Annotated in this window: 19 protein-coding genes and 1 pseudogene; 11 read left to right on the forward strand and 9 right to left on the reverse strand. The window is 70.3% G+C overall.

Features of this window, described 5'->3' with window-relative positions; translation table 11 throughout:
* Positions 1–45 precede the first annotated feature (45 nt).
* Positions 46–4,200: a family 43 glycosylhydrolase gene (locus ACFT2C_RS03125; protein WP_377205550.1), complete on the reverse strand. Its 4,155-nt coding sequence runs from the start codon at positions 4,198–4,200 to the stop codon at positions 46–48.
* A gap of 269 nt (positions 4,201–4,469) precedes the next feature.
* On the opposite strand from ACFT2C_RS03125, the gene erm reads away from it, so the two are divergent.
* The 6 genes and pseudogenes from erm (at position 4,470) to ACFT2C_RS03155 (ending at position 8,429) form a co-directional block, all read left to right on the forward strand.
* On the forward strand, positions 4,470–5,354 hold the full coding sequence (erm, locus tag ACFT2C_RS03130; protein ID WP_377205551.1) for a 23S ribosomal RNA methyltransferase Erm: 885 nt from the start codon (positions 4,470–4,472) through the stop codon (positions 5,352–5,354).
* A 217-nt stretch (positions 5,355–5,571) separates the two neighbouring features.
* Positions 5,572–5,976 carry a DUF4345 domain-containing protein gene (locus ACFT2C_RS03135; protein ID WP_377205552.1) on the forward strand — a complete coding sequence of 135 codons (405 nt, stop codon included), beginning with the start codon at positions 5,572–5,574 and terminating at the stop codon, positions 5,974–5,976.
* A complete protein-coding gene (locus tag ACFT2C_RS03140; RefSeq protein WP_377205553.1) occupies positions 5,973–6,698 on the forward strand; it encodes a hypothetical protein in 726 nt (241 codons plus the stop codon). The genes ACFT2C_RS03135 and ACFT2C_RS03140 overlap by 4 nt, the downstream gene beginning before the upstream one ends.
* Positions 6,699–6,869: 171 nt before the next feature.
* A complete protein-coding gene (locus ACFT2C_RS03145; protein WP_377205554.1) occupies positions 6,870–7,151 on the forward strand; it encodes a hypothetical protein in 282 nt (93 codons plus the stop codon).
* 15 nt (positions 7,152–7,166) lie between these two features.
* A pseudogene (locus ACFT2C_RS03150) lies at positions 7,167–7,646 on the forward strand (ATP-grasp domain-containing protein); the annotation flags it as partial.
* A 186-nt stretch (positions 7,647–7,832) separates the two neighbouring features.
* Positions 7,833–8,429: a hypothetical protein gene (locus tag ACFT2C_RS03155; protein WP_377205555.1), complete on the forward strand. Its 597-nt coding sequence runs from the start codon at positions 7,833–7,835 to the stop codon at positions 8,427–8,429.
* Between the two features lie 569 nt (positions 8,430–8,998).
* Here ACFT2C_RS03155 and ACFT2C_RS03160 read toward each other — a convergent pair.
* From ACFT2C_RS03160 to ACFT2C_RS03170, 3 genes are all read right to left on the reverse strand, one after another.
* Positions 8,999–9,265: a hypothetical protein gene (locus ACFT2C_RS03160; RefSeq protein ID WP_377205556.1), complete on the reverse strand. Its 267-nt coding sequence runs from the start codon at positions 9,263–9,265 to the stop codon at positions 8,999–9,001.
* A gap of 11 nt (positions 9,266–9,276) precedes the next feature.
* Positions 9,277–9,618, reverse strand: coding sequence for a nuclear transport factor 2 family protein (locus tag ACFT2C_RS03165; protein WP_377205557.1), 342 nt, complete (start codon positions 9,616–9,618; stop codon positions 9,277–9,279).
* A gap of 133 nt (positions 9,619–9,751) precedes the next feature.
* Positions 9,752–10,258 carry a GNAT family N-acetyltransferase gene (locus ACFT2C_RS03170; protein ID WP_377205558.1) on the reverse strand — a complete coding sequence of 169 codons (507 nt, stop codon included), beginning with the start codon at positions 10,256–10,258 and terminating at the stop codon, positions 9,752–9,754.
* Positions 10,259–10,397: 139 nt separating this feature from the next.
* Here ACFT2C_RS03170 and ACFT2C_RS03175 point away from each other — a divergent pair, with 139 nt between their 5' ends.
* Positions 10,398–10,844 carry a lytic polysaccharide monooxygenase gene (locus tag ACFT2C_RS03175; protein ID WP_377205559.1) on the forward strand — a complete coding sequence of 149 codons (447 nt, stop codon included), beginning with the start codon at positions 10,398–10,400 and terminating at the stop codon, positions 10,842–10,844.
* Positions 10,845–11,032: 188 nt separating this feature from the next.
* Here ACFT2C_RS03175 and ACFT2C_RS03180 read toward each other — a convergent pair whose 3' ends face one another.
* Both ACFT2C_RS03180 and ACFT2C_RS03185 read right to left on the reverse strand, forming a co-directional pair.
* Positions 11,033–11,743, reverse strand: coding sequence for an NAD(P)H-dependent oxidoreductase (locus ACFT2C_RS03180; protein WP_377205560.1), 711 nt, complete (start codon positions 11,741–11,743; stop codon positions 11,033–11,035).
* 100 nt (positions 11,744–11,843) lie between these two features.
* Positions 11,844–12,200 (reverse strand): ArsR/SmtB family transcription factor, encoded by a 357-nt coding sequence (locus tag ACFT2C_RS03185; RefSeq protein WP_377205561.1) that lies wholly within the window; start codon positions 12,198–12,200, stop codon positions 11,844–11,846.
* A gap of 491 nt (positions 12,201–12,691) precedes the next feature.
* On the opposite strand from ACFT2C_RS03185, the gene cysK reads away from it, so the two are divergent.
* Positions 12,692–13,627 (forward strand): cysteine synthase A, encoded by a 936-nt coding sequence (gene cysK / locus ACFT2C_RS03190; protein WP_377205562.1) that lies wholly within the window; start codon positions 12,692–12,694, stop codon positions 13,625–13,627.
* On the forward strand, positions 13,627–14,223 hold the full coding sequence (epsC, locus tag ACFT2C_RS03195; RefSeq protein ID WP_377205563.1) for a serine O-acetyltransferase EpsC: 597 nt from the start codon (positions 13,627–13,629) through the stop codon (positions 14,221–14,223). Before cysK ends, epsC begins: the two co-directional genes overlap by 1 nt.
* A gap of 96 nt (positions 14,224–14,319) precedes the next feature.
* Here the strand turns inward: epsC and ACFT2C_RS03200 are convergent, their stop codons facing one another.
* Entirely contained in the window at positions 14,320–14,712 is a 393-nt protein-coding gene (locus ACFT2C_RS03200; RefSeq protein ID WP_377205564.1) for an MmcQ/YjbR family DNA-binding protein, read from the reverse strand.
* Between the two features lie 40 nt (positions 14,713–14,752).
* Positions 14,753–15,148 (reverse strand): hypothetical protein, encoded by a 396-nt coding sequence (locus tag ACFT2C_RS03205; protein ID WP_377205565.1) that lies wholly within the window; start codon positions 15,146–15,148, stop codon positions 14,753–14,755.
* 204 nt (positions 15,149–15,352) lie between these two features.
* Here ACFT2C_RS03205 and ACFT2C_RS03210 point away from each other — a divergent pair, with 204 nt between their 5' ends.
* Entirely contained in the window at positions 15,353–16,465 is a 1,113-nt protein-coding gene (locus tag ACFT2C_RS03210; RefSeq protein ID WP_377205566.1) for an LLM class F420-dependent oxidoreductase, read from the forward strand.
* Positions 16,466–16,539: 74 nt separating this feature from the next.
* Here ACFT2C_RS03210 and ACFT2C_RS03215 read toward each other — a convergent pair whose 3' ends face one another.
* Positions 16,540–17,010 carry an MGMT family protein gene (locus ACFT2C_RS03215; protein ID WP_377205567.1) on the reverse strand — a complete coding sequence of 157 codons (471 nt, stop codon included), beginning with the start codon at positions 17,008–17,010 and terminating at the stop codon, positions 16,540–16,542.
* 106 nt (positions 17,011–17,116) lie between these two features.
* Between ACFT2C_RS03215 and ACFT2C_RS03220 the strand changes: the two genes are divergently transcribed.
* Positions 17,117–17,947: an SMP-30/gluconolactonase/LRE family protein gene (locus ACFT2C_RS03220; RefSeq protein ID WP_377205568.1), complete on the forward strand. Its 831-nt coding sequence runs from the start codon at positions 17,117–17,119 to the stop codon at positions 17,945–17,947.
* Positions 17,948–17,981 lie beyond the last annotated feature (34 nt).

Here is a 17,981-nt window from a genome sequence, read left to right on the forward strand (position 1 = left end):
AGGCCCCGTCGGTGGGACCTCCGCAGCTCTGCTACCTGCCCGCCGCTAGCTCTTCGCCGTCACACTGGCGCTGCTCCCGGAGACCGCCGAGCCCGGGAAGGCGCCCGGACGCGCCGCGGTGACCCGGACGGACAGGCGGTGCCCGACGTCGGCGCTCGTGAGGCGGAACGTCTGGGCGGTCGCGCCGGCGACCGGCGCGCCGTCCCGCAGCCACTGGTAGGTGAACGTCAGGTCGTCCTTGTCCCACGTGCCGGGCGTCCCCGTGAGCGTCGAGCCGACCGTCGTCCGGCCGAGCGCCTTCGGCGACCGCAGCGCCGTCGGCCGGACGCCGTCGTAGGGCAGCGGGTCGACGCTCGTGAGCGTCGGCACCACCTTCTTCATGGTGCCGTCCGCGTTGAAGGACAGCCGGTCGATGGTGGTCTCCCGGTGCGTCCCGTCGCCGCCGGGCATGCCGAACCGGTGATACGCGATGTACCACTCGTCGGTCCCCGGCACCTGCACTATCGAGCTGTGCCCCGTCCCGAGGATCCCCTGGGTCGTGTCCTTCTCCAGGATGACGCCGCGGTAGGTCCACGGACCGTTGACGCTCGTGGCCGTGGCGTAGCCGACGCGGTAGTCGGCGGACCCGGTGTCGTCGATCGAGTAGGTCAGGTGGTAGAGCCCGTCGCGGTAGTTGAGGAAGCTGCCCTCGCGGAAGTCGGTCAGGCCGCTGATCCGCTTGAGCGTGTCCTGCTTGATCGACAGCATGTCGTCGCTCAGCTCGGCGTAGACCGGCCCGTTCGACGGCCCGCCGTTGCCCCAGAACAGGTAGTACTTGCCGGTCTCGGGGTCCTGGAACGCCGCCGGGTCGATCGCCTGGCCCGACGTGATCGCCTCGTTGTTGAGGATCATCGCCGTCGGCTGCGCGGTAAACGGGCCCTCGGGGCTGTCGGCGACGGCGACGCCGAGCGTCTTGCGGTTGTACGTCGGGTTGTGGCCCGAGAAGTAGAAGTAGTACTTCCCGCCCCGCTCGATGATGGTCGGCGCCCAGGCGTTCCCGCTCGCCCACGGCACGTCGCCGTTCGCGCCGTCGAGGGTGAGGAACGGCTCGGCCGAGCGCTTCCAGTCGGTCAGGTCGGTCGACTTCCAGACGTAGAAGTCCTTGCCGCCCCAGCCCGCCACGCCGTCCGTCGTGGCGTAGATGTAGTAGAAGTCGCCGAACTTCACGATGTTCGGGTCGGCGTTCAGGCCCGGCAGCGACGGCGACCGCATCTCGACGGCGCGCACCGTCCAGTCCCGGGTCGCACCGTCCTGGGCGGTGACCGTGAACGTCTTCGGCGTCGACAGGTCGACCGGGCCCGTGACGTCGGGTGAGACCGTCGACGTCGAGACGACCTGGAAGGCCGGCTCCAGCGCCGTCAGGTCGGTGCCGGGCTGCACCGGCAGCGTCACGGTCGACGTCGGCGCGTCGATGACGGCCGGGACCTTGAGGCTCGCGAGGTCCACGCCGGTGATGGCGGTCGGGTCCGCCCCGAGCTCCCGGACCTCGGCGGCCGACAGCGCGCGGTTGTAGATGCGGAAGTCCCGCACCTTGCCCTTGAGGTACTTGTCGCCGGTGTAGACGGAGCGGCCGATGTAGTTGGCGGTGGTGCGGCCGTCGCCGATGGCGCCGGGCTTGATGGTGACGCCGGTCTTCTCGCCGACCTTGACGCCGTCGAGGTAGAGCGTGGCCGTGCCGCCCTGGAGCGTGTAAGTGAGCGTCTTCCAGGCGCCGCGGGGCAGCGCCGAACCGGAGGCCACGGTCTGCTCGGTGGTCCAGTTGCCGGTCGCGATCGAGGACCGGTAGTTGTTGCCCGTGGTGAACAGGTAGCCGTTGCCGGTGCCGCCGCCGTCGGTGTTGCCCAGACCCCAGACGAAGTACGGCGTCGCCTGGGCCGGGTCCAGCCAGACCTTGGTCGAGACGGTGATCGCGTCGAGGCCGGCCATCATGTTGTCCGGCAGCTTCACGTGGCCGTCGGTGCCGCCGAGGTTCAGCGCGCCGTCGGACCAGGTGGCGTCGCCGCTGACGACGCCGTCGTACCCGTGGCCGGTGCTGTCCTGCGCGACCGTGCCCGCGGTGCCGTCGAGCGCGTAGTGCGCGACCAGCCCGTTCTCGTCGGCGACGACGGGCGTGGGCGGCTCCTGGATCACAATGCCGTCGCGCAGCGCGGCGAGCTCGGCCGCGGTGACCGGGATGACCGTGCCGTGCCGCGGGCTGGCCGGCAGGTCGTAGTTCGCCGCCACCTGCCAGTTCGGGTTCTCCAGGTCGGCGGTGCCGAGCGGGATGTAGCCGCGGCCGCCGTACTCGTCGACGAACAGGTAGTACGGGGAGCCGGAGGTGTCGCCCGGGTTGGCCTTGAAGACCGTCGGCCCCTCGACGGCGGAGGTCCCCGCGTCGCGGCCGATGCAGGCGTCCATGAACGCCCAGGACGGGTTGCCGGGCAGGTCGACGGCGGTCAGCGTCGCAGACTTCTCCTGGATGATGTCGGAGCAGCCGGTGCCGCCGCCGCCCTCGTCCTTGGTGAAGCGGTAGTAGGTGCCGTTGTCCTTGATGACCGTGGAGTCGATGCGCGACTCGCCGCGGTCCTGCCAGATCTTCGCCTCGCTGAACGTGACGAAGTCGCGCGTGGTCGCGTAGAGCATCCGGTTGTAGGCGTTGCCCGTGTGGTTCGGGTCGTCAGCGGCGTACAGCTTCGAGGCCCAGAACACCACGTACTGCCCGAGCGACTCGTCCCAGTAGGCCTCGGGCGCCCAGGTGTTGCCGGCGTTGTCGGGCGAGATCTTGATGTGCCGCTGCGCGGACCAGTTGATCAGGTCGGTGGACTCCCAGACCTCGAGGTACTTGCTGCCCGTGCGCTGCGAGCGGTCCCAGTCGCCGTTGCGGCCGATGGAGAGGTCAGTGGCGATCAAGTAGAACCGGTCGCCCTCGGGGGAGCGGATCAGGAACGGGTCACGCAGGCCCATCTCGCCCATGGTCGACTCGAGCTTCGGCTGCCCGTTGTTGAGCTCGTCCCACTTGAGCGCGTTGTTGCCGCGGCTCGCGGCGAAGTAGATCTTCTCGCCGGCGATCGAGTTGCCGGTGAAGTAGCTGAACGCGTAGCCCTCGTACGCCGCGGCGGCGGGCAGCTCGCGCACGGTCAGAGGGATCTCGCGGGTGGCGGTCGCGCCGCCGACGCCGACGGTCGCGGTCAGGGTGACCTGCGTGTCCCCCGCGCCGTGCGCCGGCCGCTGGACGACGCCGTCCGTGGCGACGACCGCGGGGCCGGACGACGCCCAGGTGACCGTTGCGCCGTTCAGCCCGGACGACGGCAGGGTGAGGTTCCCCCGGACGTCGTCGGCGTGCACGATGCTCAGCGCGGCGGCCGCGGCGTCGGCCTGCGACTGGTCGTCCGTGGCGGGCGGGGCGGTCTGGGCGAGCGTCGAGACCTCGTCCGGGCTGAGTGCGCGGTCGTAGACCCGGAAGTTGCGCAGCTTCCCCTTGAGGGCGTTGTCGGCGGCGTAGCTCGAATCGCCGAGCAGGTTGTTCGTGGTGACGCCGCCGCCGACCTGGCTCGGCAGCACGGTCACGGCGGAGTTCTGGCCGACCTGGACGCCGTCCTCGTAGAGAGTGCCGGTCGCGCCCGTCTGGGTGTAGGTGACCGTCTTCCAGACTCCGCGGTCAAGGTTGCCGCTCGGCGACTTCGCCGTCACCTTCTCCCCCGCCCAGTTCGTCGTGGTGATGCCGGCCCGGAACGCGTTGCCGCTCGCGAAGAGGTAGCCGGTGCCCGAGCCCGACGTCGCGGTGTTGCCGAGACCCCAGATGAAGAAGGGCGTCGCCTGGTCCGTGGCGACATACACGTCGGTGGACACGGTGATCGCGGACAGTCCGGCCATCAGGTTGTCCGGCAGCTTGACGTGGTCGTCGACGCCGTCGAGGGACAGCTCGGACCCGGTCCAGGTGGCGCCTCCTACCAGGGTCCCGTTCCGACTGTTGCCGGAGCTGTCGGTCACCGTGGTGCCCGAGGTCTGCGTGAGGTCGTACTTCAGCAGCAGACCGTCGGTGACGTCGGCTGCCGAGGCGGTCGCGACAGGCGCCGCAGCGCTTGCCGGCAGGAACGGGATCAGGCTTCCGAGCAGGGCCGCGGCGGCGCCTGCGGCGACCGCGCGAGCGCGCAGGCGGGAACGACTAGTGCTTCTTTGCACGGGGACCTCGCGAGAATGTGAACGTTAACAGTGGCGCCATAGGACCATCGACGGATCCATGGTGTCAACCCTCCCCGAAAATCCGTGGCGCCCTCGGACGGGCGGCTCCTAGGGTCGGCTCCAATCATGAACGCAACGATCAAGCAGCGTTCCGCCCGCTAGCGGCGCGGAACGCACACACCCAGCGCGTGCCCCGCGCCGCCGGCTTCCGCCGGGCGGCGCGTTAGTGCTGCCCGGAACTCGAGTACCGACGACTTCCGGAGCACGCCATGTCGCGCAACCGTTCCTCCCGTACCCCCGCCCGCAACGCCGCGCCCGCCACTCGCCAGGGCCCGCCTGGCGGCGCCCACGACCTGCCCCCAGCCGCCGACGGCGTCCCGCGGCACTCGGATCCGGCCCACCCGGGCGGCGCCCACGAGCTCGGCCAGAACCTCCTGGTCGACCGACAGGTCATCGACCGGGTGGTCGAGCTCGTCCCGGACGCCGACCGGCCGGTGGTCGAGTGGGCCGCCGGCCGCGGCGCGGTGACCCTGCCCCTGGCTCGCCTGGGCCGCCCGGTCGAGGCGGTCGAGATCGACCCGCGCTCGGCCGGCCGGCTGGGCCGGATCGTCCCCGGCAACGTTACGGTGACCCGGGACGACATCCTGCGCCACGCACCGCCGTCCGGCGCTTACGACCTCGTGTGCAACGTGCCGTTCCACCTGACGACGCCGGTGCTGCGGCGCCTGTTCGCCCTGGCCGACTGGCAGCGTGCCGTGCTCATCACGCAGTGGGAGGTCGCGCGCAAGCGCGCCGCCGTCGGAGGTACCACGCTCCTGACCGCCCAGTGGTGGCCGTGGTTCTCGCCGCGCCTGGACCGGCGCATCCCCGCCGGGTCCTTCCGGCCGCGGCCGAACGTCGACGCCGGGCTGCTCGTGATCGACCGCCGTGCGGAACCGCTGCTGCCGGCGGCACAGCGGCGGGACTACCAACGGTTCGCCGCCGCCGTGTTCAACGGGCCGGGCCGTGGCGTCCACGCCGTGCTGGCCCGGCAGGGCCTCGCCCGGAGCGACGTGCGGCGATGGGCCCGCGAGCACCGGGTCGGCCCGAACGCGCTGCCCCGGGACCTGGACGCGCGGGCCTGGGTGGGTGCGTACCGGCTGGACGTCCGGTGATCTGCACCGCACCGACCCGGTGTGGTGAGCGACGGGACTTGAACCCGTGGCGCACCAGGTAGCCGGTCCCACTGAAGTCCGCCTCCAGCACGCGATCTGGCATGGGTTTCCTCTCAAATCCATGCCAGAGCGTGTTCTGGAAGCGGACTTTCGTAGCGCGGGCGAGCACCAGTAATAGCTCGGGCTGAGGTGGTTGGTCCCGTGCCAGACTGCCCATATGGGTCGTCGGACACTGCTCGTCGTCATCGCGGTGCTCGGCGCCGTGCCCGTGCTGAGCGGGCTCCTCGGGATCGTGGGTGGGCCGGCCGCGCTGCCCGGCGGCGAGGCGGTGAACGCAACAGTCGACGGCGAGTACCGGTTCGTCAACGCGTTCTGGCTCGCCGCGGGACTGCTCATCTGGTGGAGCCTCCGCCGTCCCGAGGAACGTGCTGCCGTGACCCTGGTGATCCTCGCTATCGCCTCGCTGGGTGGCATCCCGCGGCTCGTCTCGGTGGTGGTGACGGGCTGGCCGCATCCGGTGTTCATCGGGGCGCTGGTACTGGAGCTGTTCGTCGTCCCGCTGGTGATCTGGTGGCACGTGCGGACGTTCCCAAGGCGGGCAGCGTCGAGGCCCAGCCGATGACCACACGTGCCGGGACGATCCGGTTCGCCATCGCTCCGGTCCCCAGTGAGGTCGGGGACGACTTCGAGGTACAGGTGTTCGTGGACGACGTCGAGATGACGTCCCGGGGAGCAGGACTCGGCATGTCACCGTTCAGCCTGCTCATTCCCGAGAACCGGCTCGTTGCGACGACCGAACCGCGCGTGGTGCCGATCGCACGCTGCACGTGCGGCGTCTACGGGTGCGGCGTCACCGACGTCCGGATCCAGCGGGACGGCGGCGTGGTGCACTGGGAGTGGCTCCACGAGACTCCGGTCGACCACGGGACGACGTTCGACGCGGCGCCGTACGACGCTGAGGTCGCGCGCATCGGCGCCGACCACGCGTGGGAGCGGCCGCAGGACACCGCCCAGCGCTTGATCCTCACGGGAGTCGATCGAGCTCGGCTGGCGGACGACGGCCTGACGCTGCGTTTTGCCGAGCCGGTCTTCGACGACCCGTCGACCTACCGCGTCGTGCTCCGGACGATCGACAACGCGCACCAGGTGTTTCTCCGCTTCCCGCTCCGCGGCCGCGGCCCTCTCGAGGTGGTGGACGAAGTGGTGGAGACGCTCCGCACGCCCCCGGCGACCTGGCCTGCGACGTTCAGCCCGATGTCGAGGGCGGTGCAGGGGGCGCCCGGCATCGCCGGTCGGCGCTGGCGGCAGGAACGCAGCATTCGTCGTCGGAGGACAAAGGACTGACGGGGGCAGAGACCACGAGTTCGAGCCGGGTTGCTCTCCGTGGACATCGTCCACGGAGAGCAACGCAGTCTGCGGACCGCATCCTTGCCCAAGCTGAGCGAGTCGGACTCCAGGCGAAGCCGGCCTGAAAAGTCGTCGCCGAGCGAACGGACGACGTGCCATCCTGCGCCCATGCCCGGGACGCTCGTTTTTCCACCCCGTCTAACGGCGTCCGCCGAGCGGGTCCGCGAGGCCGCGATCCGCCGAGGTGTGACGACGGCGCAGTTCCCGACGTTCGAAGTTCCTGAAGACATGGTCGCGGACCACGTGCACGCCGGGCCCCCCTTCGCCGACGCGGTCGCTCCCCACCTCGGGATCGCGCTGCTCGAAGCGCCTGCGACCTGGCTTCCTGATCTCCCGCTCGAGTTCACACGGCGCACGATCACCGCGATGTCCATCGCCGACGCCTGGTAACTCCGCAGCCCTGCCTTCATCAAGTCGCCCAACGACAAGAGCCTGCGCGCGATGATCTACTCCGACGGCACTCGTCTGCCTGGTGCGGACGCGTTCGACCGCGACGTGGTCGTTCTGGTCAGCGACATCGTCACGTTCACTGCCGAGTATCGGTTCCACCTGCTCGACGGCGCCGTGCACGCCTCCAGCCAGTACGCCGCCGACGGCGCTCTCCACCTCGGGCCTGTGCCAAGCCCCGTCCAAGGTCGCGCGGCTACGATGCTCGCCGAGCTGGCCGAAACCCTGCCCACAGCAATCGTCGTCGACCTCGGCACCACGGAGAGCGGCCTCGCAGTCATCGAGGCCAACGCCGCCTGGGCCAGCGGGACTTACATGGCCGATCCCGACCGTGCGCTCGACGTCGTCCTGCGCGGCGCAGGTCCCGCGGCTGCGGTCGGCCGACACGACCAAGCCTTCATCCGCAGGACCGCACCCCTACCTACAGCTCTCGGCTGAGCGTCAATGGCATGACGTCGCCGCCAGAGTACGGGTCAACCGATCGCCCGAAGGCCGCGTCGTGCGGACTCGCGCAGTCGGTCAGTCAGCGCGGAGCAGGTACGCAATTCGCCCCTCCGGCGTGTCAGCCTTGCCAGGGAAAAGTCGCGTGCGCGTAGCGTCGGGCCGATCCCCGAGGAGGACGCATTGAACGCGCATGTTCCCAACCGCTCCGAGCAGCGGCTTCGCAGCGTCCGCACGCCTGATGCGGTGCGCACGGGGGGTCACGTTTTTGTTGATGAGTCCAAGCAGGGGGACTACCTCCTCATCGCAACAAGAATCGCGCCGGCCGAGGTCGGTCGTTCCCGGCAGACAGTGCGGACCCTCATCCTGCCCGGGCAGAGCCGACTGCACATGAAGCCGGAACGGCCAGCCCGGAAGCATCTGATTCTGTCGACCTTTGAACGCGCAAACCTCTCCGCGACGATCTTCCGGGCAGGCGCCAGCTATAAGACACAGATCGACGCCCGGCTGGCTTGCCTCGAGTCCTTGATCCGCGATGCAACCGAGCACAGCGACGCCCGACTCTGTCTCGAGCTCGACCAGACGCTCGTGGCCCGTGATCGACGCGCCCTCACGCAACTCACGAAGCAGTACCAGTGCAACGATCTGGAATTCCGGCATGAGCGAGCGGCTCAGGAGCCTCTGCTGGCGGTACCTGACGGTATCGGCTGGGCGTGGGCGCGTGGCGGCGATTTCCGCCGGAGAGCCCAACCCATGGTCGTGGACGTCATCGACGTCTAGAAAACGCGAAACCCGAGCGCCACGTCCGTCCGAACGGGTCTCGGGTCCACTTCTCGGAGCTATTGCCCCTCGCGCGATCTACAGTACTAGTTTTCGCGCCCAGAGCAAGGCCTTCTTCGGAGAGCCCCGGCAATGTTCGCCGTGCCGCTCGTGATCTGGTGGCACGTGCGCGCGTTCCTGAGGCCGGCAGCGTCGAGGCCCAGCCGATGACCGTGCCTACCGGGACGATCCGGTTCACCGTCGCCCCGGTCACCCGTGAGATCAACGCCATGACGCCTGGTCGCGCCACCACGCGTCGTCCACCGGGAGTTGCTCCAGCTGCTCCGTCGTCCTCCGCACATGTTCGACGACGGCCGGCGGCAGACGCACCGAATGCTCACGCACGTAGTGAGGCAGCCCCTCGGGCCACGCGTACACACGATCGGTGAACTCGCGGGAGCCGACAAGCTCACCGCAGAACCGGCACGCCGACTTCCCCATGTACGCGCGCCACGATCCCCTGACGCAGGTAGTAGTACACGTCGTCGCGCTCATCCGGATCCCAGGCGGGGTCGACGAAGTCGCGCGGGTCAGGCCAGCCGGGCCTCGTGTGCGGCCCGTCCCAATAGCCCAGCCGGATCAGCGCGTGCGGAAATACCGTCGGAGAATGTCCGTCCCGGTGCTTCGTCGGCCTCGCTCTCGTCGTTCACGACTGCGATGGTTCCACACGTCGGTAGCCAGACCAGCATGCCTTCCGACAGCACCACCACGTTCGAGTTCGGCCAGGTCACGACCACGTGCAGGTCGGGGCTGACGCCGAGGCGCTCGGCCGGTGCCCCCGAGTCACCGGCACGCACTGAGGACAGCGTCAGCTGAGCACCAGCCTCGCGATCTTCCCGTCGCGCAGCGTGAACTTGAACGGCCCCGTGCCGTTGAACCGGTTGCTCGTCACCTTGATGGTGGCGGTGTAGTCGCCTGCCGCGGCGCCGGGCTCCACCGAGACCACCTCGAGCCGGCTCTTCATCCCGATGTGGTCGGTCTCGTTCCAGCTCCGGACGCCGTCCGGCCCGTGGAACTCGCGCCCCCAGTCGTTCAGGTACGCGTCGTCGGTGAAGGTGGCGACGAAGCGCTCGGTGTCGCCGGCGTTGGTGGCGTCGATGAACTCCTGGATGACGGCGGGAACTGCGGCGGGCTGATCGGTGACGGCCATGCGGAGCCTCCTGGGCACTCGGTTTCTCCGACCCTAGGCACACTCCGCCGCGCCAGCCAGGACTCACCGGTCCTCCCCTCGGGGGCGTCGCGGCGCCGGTCCGGGCGCGTCGCAACGCCGGCCAAGGGCGGCGTCAGCCCAGGCGCAGCTCGTAGAACCGCCACAGGTGCTGCAGCTCCGCGGGGATCTCGGACCCCTCGTACGGCGAGCGCTCCACGAACCCGCGCGACTCGTAGAGCCGGTGGGCGTCCCGCATGAAGCGGTTGCTGTCCAGCCGGACCGTCGGCGCCTTCAGCTCGTCGCGGCACAGGTCCAGCAGCCAGTCCAGCATCTCGGAGCCCAGGTGCGCGCCGCGGTGCTGGGGGCGCACGAACATCCGCTTGATCTCGGCGGCGCCGTCGGCCTGCAGGCGCAGCGCCGCAACGCCGGCCACTGAACCCTCGACCTCCGCGAGCCCGATGACCCCCGAGGGACGCCGGAACTTCGCCAGGGCATCGGCCGTGTGCTCCGCCTCCATGCCCAGAGCGAAGCCATACGTCTGCTCGAACGTGGCGAGCGCCTCCGTCATGTACTCGGTCATCAGCTCGAGCACGACGACGTCGTCATCGGTGGAGGCCTCGCGGACCCGGGACTGGTTCACGGCCCATTCCTTTCACGACCGCGGCGGACAACCCAAATCGATTCACCCCGTAGTCTCGCCCGACCCGCCTCCGCACAGTGGTTCTGCACGCGCCGTGGCGGGCACCGCCGGGCGCACCCGCCGAGCACCTGGAGGAACCATGTCCGTCCGCGCGGGCGGCCGTACCCAGTCGCCGCGGTACGACTACCTGGACACCCCGGGCCCGTGGGTCGCCAAGGACGTCCCGCAGCAGTTCCACCTCACCCTGACCGACCAGGCCCGGCATGGCGCCGACTATCTGCGCATCTACGTCTCCAAGGCGGGCTTCGACCGGACGACGGAGGCGCTCGGCTGGGACGACCTGGACCTCGTCAAGGAGACCGGCTCCTACTCGTCGCAGGGCACCTACGAGACGGACGTCGACCTGTCCGGGCACAGCGGACGCGCAGTCCTGTACACGATCTGGCAGGCGTCCCACCTCGACCAGCCCTACTACCTGTGCTCGGACATCAACATCGGCGGCGCTGCCGGCGAGGGCGGGAGCGCCGTGGAGACCGTCGCGACGACGGCGGCCACCGCTGGTCGCCTCTCCCTGTTCGCCGCCTGACCGCCCCCGCACGACCTCGGCGCCGGCCTGGTGCCGGGTCCGGCGGTCGCCGGACCCGGGCTGCGCAAGCCGCTCGCGCTGGCCTGGCCGTCCAGCGCGGGGCCAGGTTCGGCTGGGCCGCGGGGTTCACGCTGCTCGGTGCAGACGGCGCTGGGTGCTCCGGCCGCCGTCCGGTCAGAGCTGAGCTGTCACGGGGTGGTGGCGACCGTGCGGGAGCGCGAGGTCCGTGCCACGGCGCGGTCGTCGATGCCACGGAAGCTGTGGCGCACGCTCGCAAGCGCCTCGGCACGCTGGACGTCGTCCAAGTGGGCCGGCCCATAGGTGATGACCGGTTCGAGGGCGTCGTAGCCGACGAACTCCAACATTCCGCGGTTGATGTGGAAGAGGAAGTCGTCCGGATCGCCGAACGTCCCACCACGCGTGAAGTGGTCGGCAGTCCCCCCGGTCGTCGCCAGCACCACAGCACGCCGACCGGCCAGAGCAGCCTGGTCGAACACCCCGACGTCCCCGCCGCTCACGCCGCCCATGACGAAGACCCGGTCGATCCATCCCTTGAGGATCGCGGGGAGGGAGAACCACCAGAGCGGGAACGACAGCACCAGCAGGTCGGCGCGAAAGACCGCCGCCAGATCCGCCTCGACCTCCGAGGCGAGAAGACCGCCCTTGACCGCGTTCCACTGCTCGCGCTGCGGCTTGAACGGCCCGTCGAACGGGGCGAACTCATCCCGGTCCAGGACGGGTGCCCACTGCTTCGCGTACAGGTCGATGAACTCGACGGAATATCCCTGCTCCACCAGCGACTCGCGTGCGGCGAGCGCCTGGGCAGCGGTGAACGACGCGGGCTCAGGGTGGGCATGGACCATCAGGGCCGACGCGGGGCGTCCGGGATCTCGACTCACGAGTGCAGCCTACCGACATAACACGATCTGTCGATGTGTTCTCCGAACGCGCACCCGTGGAGGGCCTACCACCTTGGGCGCGCCGACGCCCGTCCCGCCGCTAGGCGGGAATCGCCCGGGCTGTCGCTCCGAGGCCCGCCACGGCCGCCCCGACCTGGCGCAGCAGCGCGTCGTTGCACCTGTAGTGCGTCCACTTGCCCACGCGGGTCGAGTCGACGAGGCCGGCGCGTTCGAGGGTCACCATGTACGAGGAGATGGTCGACTGCGCGAGCCCGCTCTTCGCCTGGATATGGCTGGCGCACACACCGGACTCGCCTCGGTCCGCGATGGGCTCGTACTCGCCGAACTCGGTTTCCGGGTCGCGCAACCACTGCATGATCTGCAGGCGCACCGGGTTGGCGAGAGCCTTGAGCGCATCGAGCAGCTCATCTGCGGGCAGCCCGTCCCTGTCACTCACGGCACCTATTCCTCCCCGATCAGCACTCCCGTCACTGTATCCCAGCCGTCGAGAGCGGACGCCGAACGTATCGACATGATCGATACCTGAGACAGATCTTGTCTCACAGTCCTCGCCCGCGTAATCTGCTCCAGGCGAGCCGCTAGCCCGCCACGGAACACGCAGCCGCGCGGCCACCCGGTCGCCCCACGCAGGGAGGACGTCTTGAGCACCGTGCGCTCCGCACTCCCCACCGCCTTCCGTCCGGCCGCCGCGCGCTGGATGTGCGCAATCGGCTGCTGCCCCCGAGGCTGTCTGTAGAGCGTCCGCTTCGCGTCCGACCACCTCGGCTCCGCCGAACGTGGCCCAGGCGCCAGCGCGATGCTCCGGCCCCACACCAGCCCCAGACGCTCCACGCCAGTCCCGAGGCGCGCATCTGCACGACTCGGGCGCCGACGTCGGGCACGCACGACTCCAGCCAGCCACACCCGCCACACAGCGAAGGAAGAACCATGGCCCGCATCTACGACGACGCGACCAAGCTCATCGGCAACACCCCGCTCGTCAAGCTCAACCATCTGACCGAAGGCCTCGAGGCGACCGTTCTCGGAAAGCTCGAGTTCTACAACCCCGCCAACTCCGTGAAGGACCGCATCGGCGTGTCCATCATCGACGCCGCCGAGGCGTCCGGTGAGCTCAAGGAGGGCGGCACGATCGTCGAGGGCACCTCTGGCAACACGGGTATCGCCCTGGCCTGGGTCGGCGCGGCCCGTGGTTACAAGGTGGTCCTGGCGATGCCGGAGACCATGTCCAAGGAGCGCCGCGCGCTGCTGCGCGCGTACGGCGCCGAGCTCGTGCTCACGCCGGGCGCCGAGGGCATGAAGGGCGCCGTCGCGGCGGCCGAGAAGATCGCTCAGGAGCGCCCCGGCGCCGTCCTGGCCCGCCAGTTCGCCAACGAGGCCAACCCGAAGATCCACCGCGAGACCACCGCCGAGGAGATCTGGGCCGACACGGACGGCGCCGTCGACATCCTGGTGTCCGGTATCGGCACGGGCGGCACCATCACCGGTGTGGGCCAGGTGCTCAAGCAGAAGAACCCCGACATCAAGGTCGTCGCGGTCGAGCCCGAGGAGTCGCCCATCCTCAACGGCGGCGCCCCCGGCCCGCACAAGATCCAGGGCATCGGCGCCAACTTCGTGCCGGAGATCCTCGACACCACGGTGTACGACGAGGTCATCGACATCAACCTCGCCACCGCCATCGACGCAGCACGCCGCTCGGCGAAGGAGGAGGGCCTGCTGGTCGGCACCTCGTCCGGCGCCGCGCTCGCCGCGGCCCTGCAGGTCGCGAAGCGCCCGGAGAACGCAGGCAAGACGATCGTCGTGATCATCCCCGACTTCGGCGAGCGCTACCTGTCCACGCCGCTGTTCGAGGGCCTGGTCGACTGATGACACGGGTGCGCGGGCTGTTCCGGGTTCTTGCCGAGGACCTGGACGCCGCGCGCGCCCACGACCCGGCCGCGCGGTCCCGCCTGGAGGTCGCCCTCGCCTACCCGGGCGTGCACGCCCTCTGGGCGTACCGCGCGGCGCACCGCATGTGGCGGGTGCCGTTCCTTCGTCTGCCCGCACGGCTGTTCTCGCAGTTCGCGCGGGCGACGACCGGGATCGAGATCCATCCGGGTGCCCGGCTGGGGCAGCGGCTGTTCATCGACCACGGTATGGGTGTCGTGATCGGCGAGACCGCCGTCGTGGGCGACGACGTCATGCTGTACCACGGCGTCACGCTGGGCGGACGGTCGCTCAACCGGGGCAAGCGCCACCCGACCCTCGGCGACCGCGTGACGGTCGGCGCGGGCGCGAAGGTGCTGGGGCCTGTGTGGGTCGGGGACGACGTGCAGATCGGCGCCAACGCCGTCGTTGTGAAGGACGTACCCGCCGGAGCCGTCGCGGTGGGGATCCCCGCGCGGATCCGGGTGCCGCACGCGCCGGTGGCCGAGCGTTCGCGCAACGAGGACCCGGCGGAGCTCATCGAGTACTCGATCTGAGCCGGCCGCGGGTCAGAGGGTCCGCTTCGAGAACGACATTGGGCACCGATCCGAGCTGGATTCGGTGCCCGATGTCGTTCTCGACGCGGGCCTTTCTCAGCGCAGTTCGTCCGCGTGCTGCCCCGCGAGGGCCGGCGGCGCCTTCGCCAGCCAGGCATCGACCACCGCCTCGCGCAGGTCGGTGTCGCCGACGGCGTCGAGCTGGACCAGCACCGCGGGGAAGCCGTTGAAGTGCGGGATCGTGAAGAACCCCGGCCGCGCCTCGGCGAGGACGGCTTCCTTCTCCGCGAGGTCGTCGACCATGACGCCGAGGATCGGCCCCTCCGGGACGGGCTCGTCGCCGAACCGCTTGAGGTCGGCCTTGCTGAACGGGCGCTCCCACGCGAAGCCCTTCCCCGCTACGGACCAGGCGCGGCCGCGGTGGCTCGTGCCCTCGGTGGTCTCGGGCAGCGCGAGGGCGAGCCGGGCGACGTCGTCGTAGGTGGCCACGCCTCCACCGTAGACGGTCCAGTCATCTATCGGCTCTCCGTCACGAGGCTCTCCGGCCTCGTGACGAAGCGACGGACCGTGTCACCAGGATGAGCGCGGGCACGGCCAGTACCAGATGGAACACGTTGGCTACCGGGTCGAGCGGGATCGCCACGGGTGTGCCGAGCAGTAGCCCCGGGATGAACCAGCCGATCACGCCGAGCACCGCGTAGATGGCCCCGACCGCTCCAGTGAAGAGGCGCGCAGCCCGAGCGTCCCGAGCGGCCCAGCCGGCGTACACAGCGAGCAGGCAGAACAGCAGGTGAAGGGCGCTGTGCGCCCAGTCGTGGGCCAGCCGGTGCTCGGCCAGCTTGGTGATCACCGGGTACACGGTGAACCCGGCGAACAGGACTGCCGCGACGCGGCAGTAGAGACGGAACTGCCGGTCGGTGGCCACAGCCGCCACGCTATCGGTAGAGGCCTAGTGGTCGGCAGGACGTCAGGCGATCGGTAGCTCGGATTGCCGATCTCCTGACGTTCTGCCGACCACACGTGACGTGGTGTGCGGCAGCGCAGCGGAGGGCCGCACACCCGGTAGGGTGTGGGCAGTACTTGGGACGCGCCGTCTCAGGTAAGACGTTTCCACGACGAGGTGACCCCCATGCGCATCGGAATCCAGACCGGCTACTGGTCCCGCAGGCCCCCGAAGGGCATCCAGCAGTTCATCGTGGCCGCCGACAAGCTCGGCCTCGACTCGGTCTGGACGGCGGAGGCCTACGGCTCCGACGCCTTCTCGCCGCTGGCCTGGTGGGGCTCCCGCACCAGGAACGTGCGCCTGGGCACGGGCATCGCCCAGCTGTCGGCCCGCACGCCGACGGCGACCGCCATGCAGGCCCTCACGATGGACCACCTGTCCAAGGGCCGGTTCGTGCTCGGGCTCGGCGCCTCGGGCCCGCAGGTCGTCGAGGGCTGGTACGGCGAGCCGTACAAGCGGCCGCTGGCCCGGACGCGCGAGTACGTCGACATCGTGCGGCAGGTGATGCGCCGCGAGGCGCCCGTGACCCACAACGGCTCGTTCTACCAGCTCCCGCTGCCGGCCGACGCGCCAGGGTCGACGGGGCTGGGCAAGGCCCTCAAGCCGACAGTGCACCCGTTCCGCCCCGAGATCCCCATCGTGCTGGCTGCCCAGGGCCCCAAGAACGTGGCCCTCGCCGCCGAGATCGCCGACGGCTGGATGGCCGGCTTCTACGCGCCGCGGATGGACGACGAGTTCCGTGCGCTGCTCGCCGAGGGCTTCGACGCACGTCGTGCCGAGCGGTCGCCGGCCGACGGGTTCGAGGTGTGCGCCATGGTCCCCGTCGTCGTGCGGGACGACGTCGAGGCCGCCGCCGACGTCATCCGCCCCCACATCGCCCTGTACGCGGGCGGGATGGGCTCCAAGGAGGCGAACTTCCACAAGCAGTCGCTCGACCGGCTCGGCTACCAGGAACCGCTCGACAAGGTCCAGGAGCTGTACCTCGCGGGGCACAAGGAAGAGGCGGCCGCGGCCGTGCCGACGCAGCTCGTGGAGGAGATCGCGCTCGTCGGGCCGATCGACAAGATCCGCCGCGAGCTGCCGACCTGGGAGAACACCGCCATCACGACCATGCTCCTCCAGGGCGACCCGGCCTCGATGCTGGCGGTCCTGGCGGCGTCCCAGGACAGCTCGCTGGGCGGCCGCGTCCGCCAGACGGCGGGCGCCCTCCTCTCCCGCCTGGCCCCCAAAAAGGTCTGACCCGCCCGCCCACCGATCGTTGAGTGCTGGCTATTTGCGCTGTTTCGGGCGCTGAGAACGCAAATACCCAGCACTCAACGACCGGCTAGGGCATCGTCCTCGGGGAACCAGACCGCGCGCCTCAGGTTCACGCGGCGGCCGTCGCGGGACAGCGGGCAGTCCTCCGCGCGCAGCGCGTCCAAGGCCTCGGTCAGGTACTGCTGGGGCGGGGATCCGGCGGCGTTGACGACACGCCACCACGGGACGCGTCCGCCGTCCGACGGCGATGCGGGGTCGCCTTCCGCGCCCTCCTCGCCCGCACCCTCCTCGCCCGCGCCCCCCGGGCCGTCGTCGTCCGGGACGAGGTGGGCGTACCGGTCCCCCGACCCGGCCATGACGCTCCCCACCTGGCGCGGACCGCCCCGGCCGAGCTCCTCACCGACGATCTCGGCGATCAGCCCATACGTCATTGCGCGGCCCGACGGGATGCGGCGCACGACGTCCAGCACCGCGGCGGCGTACTCCTCGACATCGGTGAGCTGGGATCCAGGCGGCGAGTCGGTCACGGGGGCGATCGTAGACGCGGGGACGATCTGGTGGCCTCCTCGCGCCGACACTCACAGATGAGTTCCGGTCCCGGGCGCAGTCCACACCTTGACGGAAGGACACACCATGACCGACCGAACCGTACGGACTCTCGTGGCCGGGCGCGGCCTGGTGGAAGCGCCGCGTTGGCACGACGGGCGGCTGCACTTCTCCGACTGGTCGGCGGGCGAGGTGCTCACGCTGACGCCGGAGGGCGGCACCCAGGTGATCGCCCGCGCCGACGCGTTCCCGCTGTGCACCGACCGGCTGCCCGACGGGCGCTTGCTCCTCGTGGCCGGCACGCAGCTCCTGGTCCAGGCCGCCGACGGCCTCGCTCCCGAGCCGTATGCGGATCTGGCGCCCGCCGGCGACCAGGTCTGGAACGACATCGTCGTGGACCGGCGTGGGAACGCCTACGTGAACGGCGGCGGCGGATTCGAGGGCGGCGACAACGCGGTGGCGCTCGTCACGCCCGACGGCGTCGTCCGACAGGTCGCGCAGGAGCTCGCGTTCCCCAACGGGATGGCGGTCACGCCCGACGGCGGCACGCTGCTCGTCGCCGACTCGTACGCCCAGGAGATCGTCGCGTTCGGCATCGCGCCCGACGGCGGGCTGTCCGGTCGCCGCACCTGGGCCGCGGTGCCCGAGCACCCCGACGGGATCTGCCTCGACGCCGAGGGCGCCGTCTGGTTCGCCGACGTCGGCACGAGCCGGTGCGTGCGAGTGGCCGAAGGCGGGCGACTGCTCGACGAGGTGCCGCTCGACCGCGGGTGTTTCGCGTGCGTGCTGGGCGGCCCCGATCGCACGACGCTGTACATCACCGCGGCGGAGTGGCTGGGCTGGGAAGAAGGAGTGACAGCCGGCTCCGGCATCCTGGCCGCCGTCGACGTCGGTGTATCCGGCGCCGGATATCCGTGACCTCGGGCTGTTCGCCCGAAATCCTGTTGCTCGC

The sequence above is a fragment of the Promicromonospora sp. NPDC057138 genome (assembly GCF_042670845.1).
Classification (GTDB): Bacteria; Actinomycetota; Actinomycetes; order Actinomycetales; family Cellulomonadaceae; genus Promicromonospora.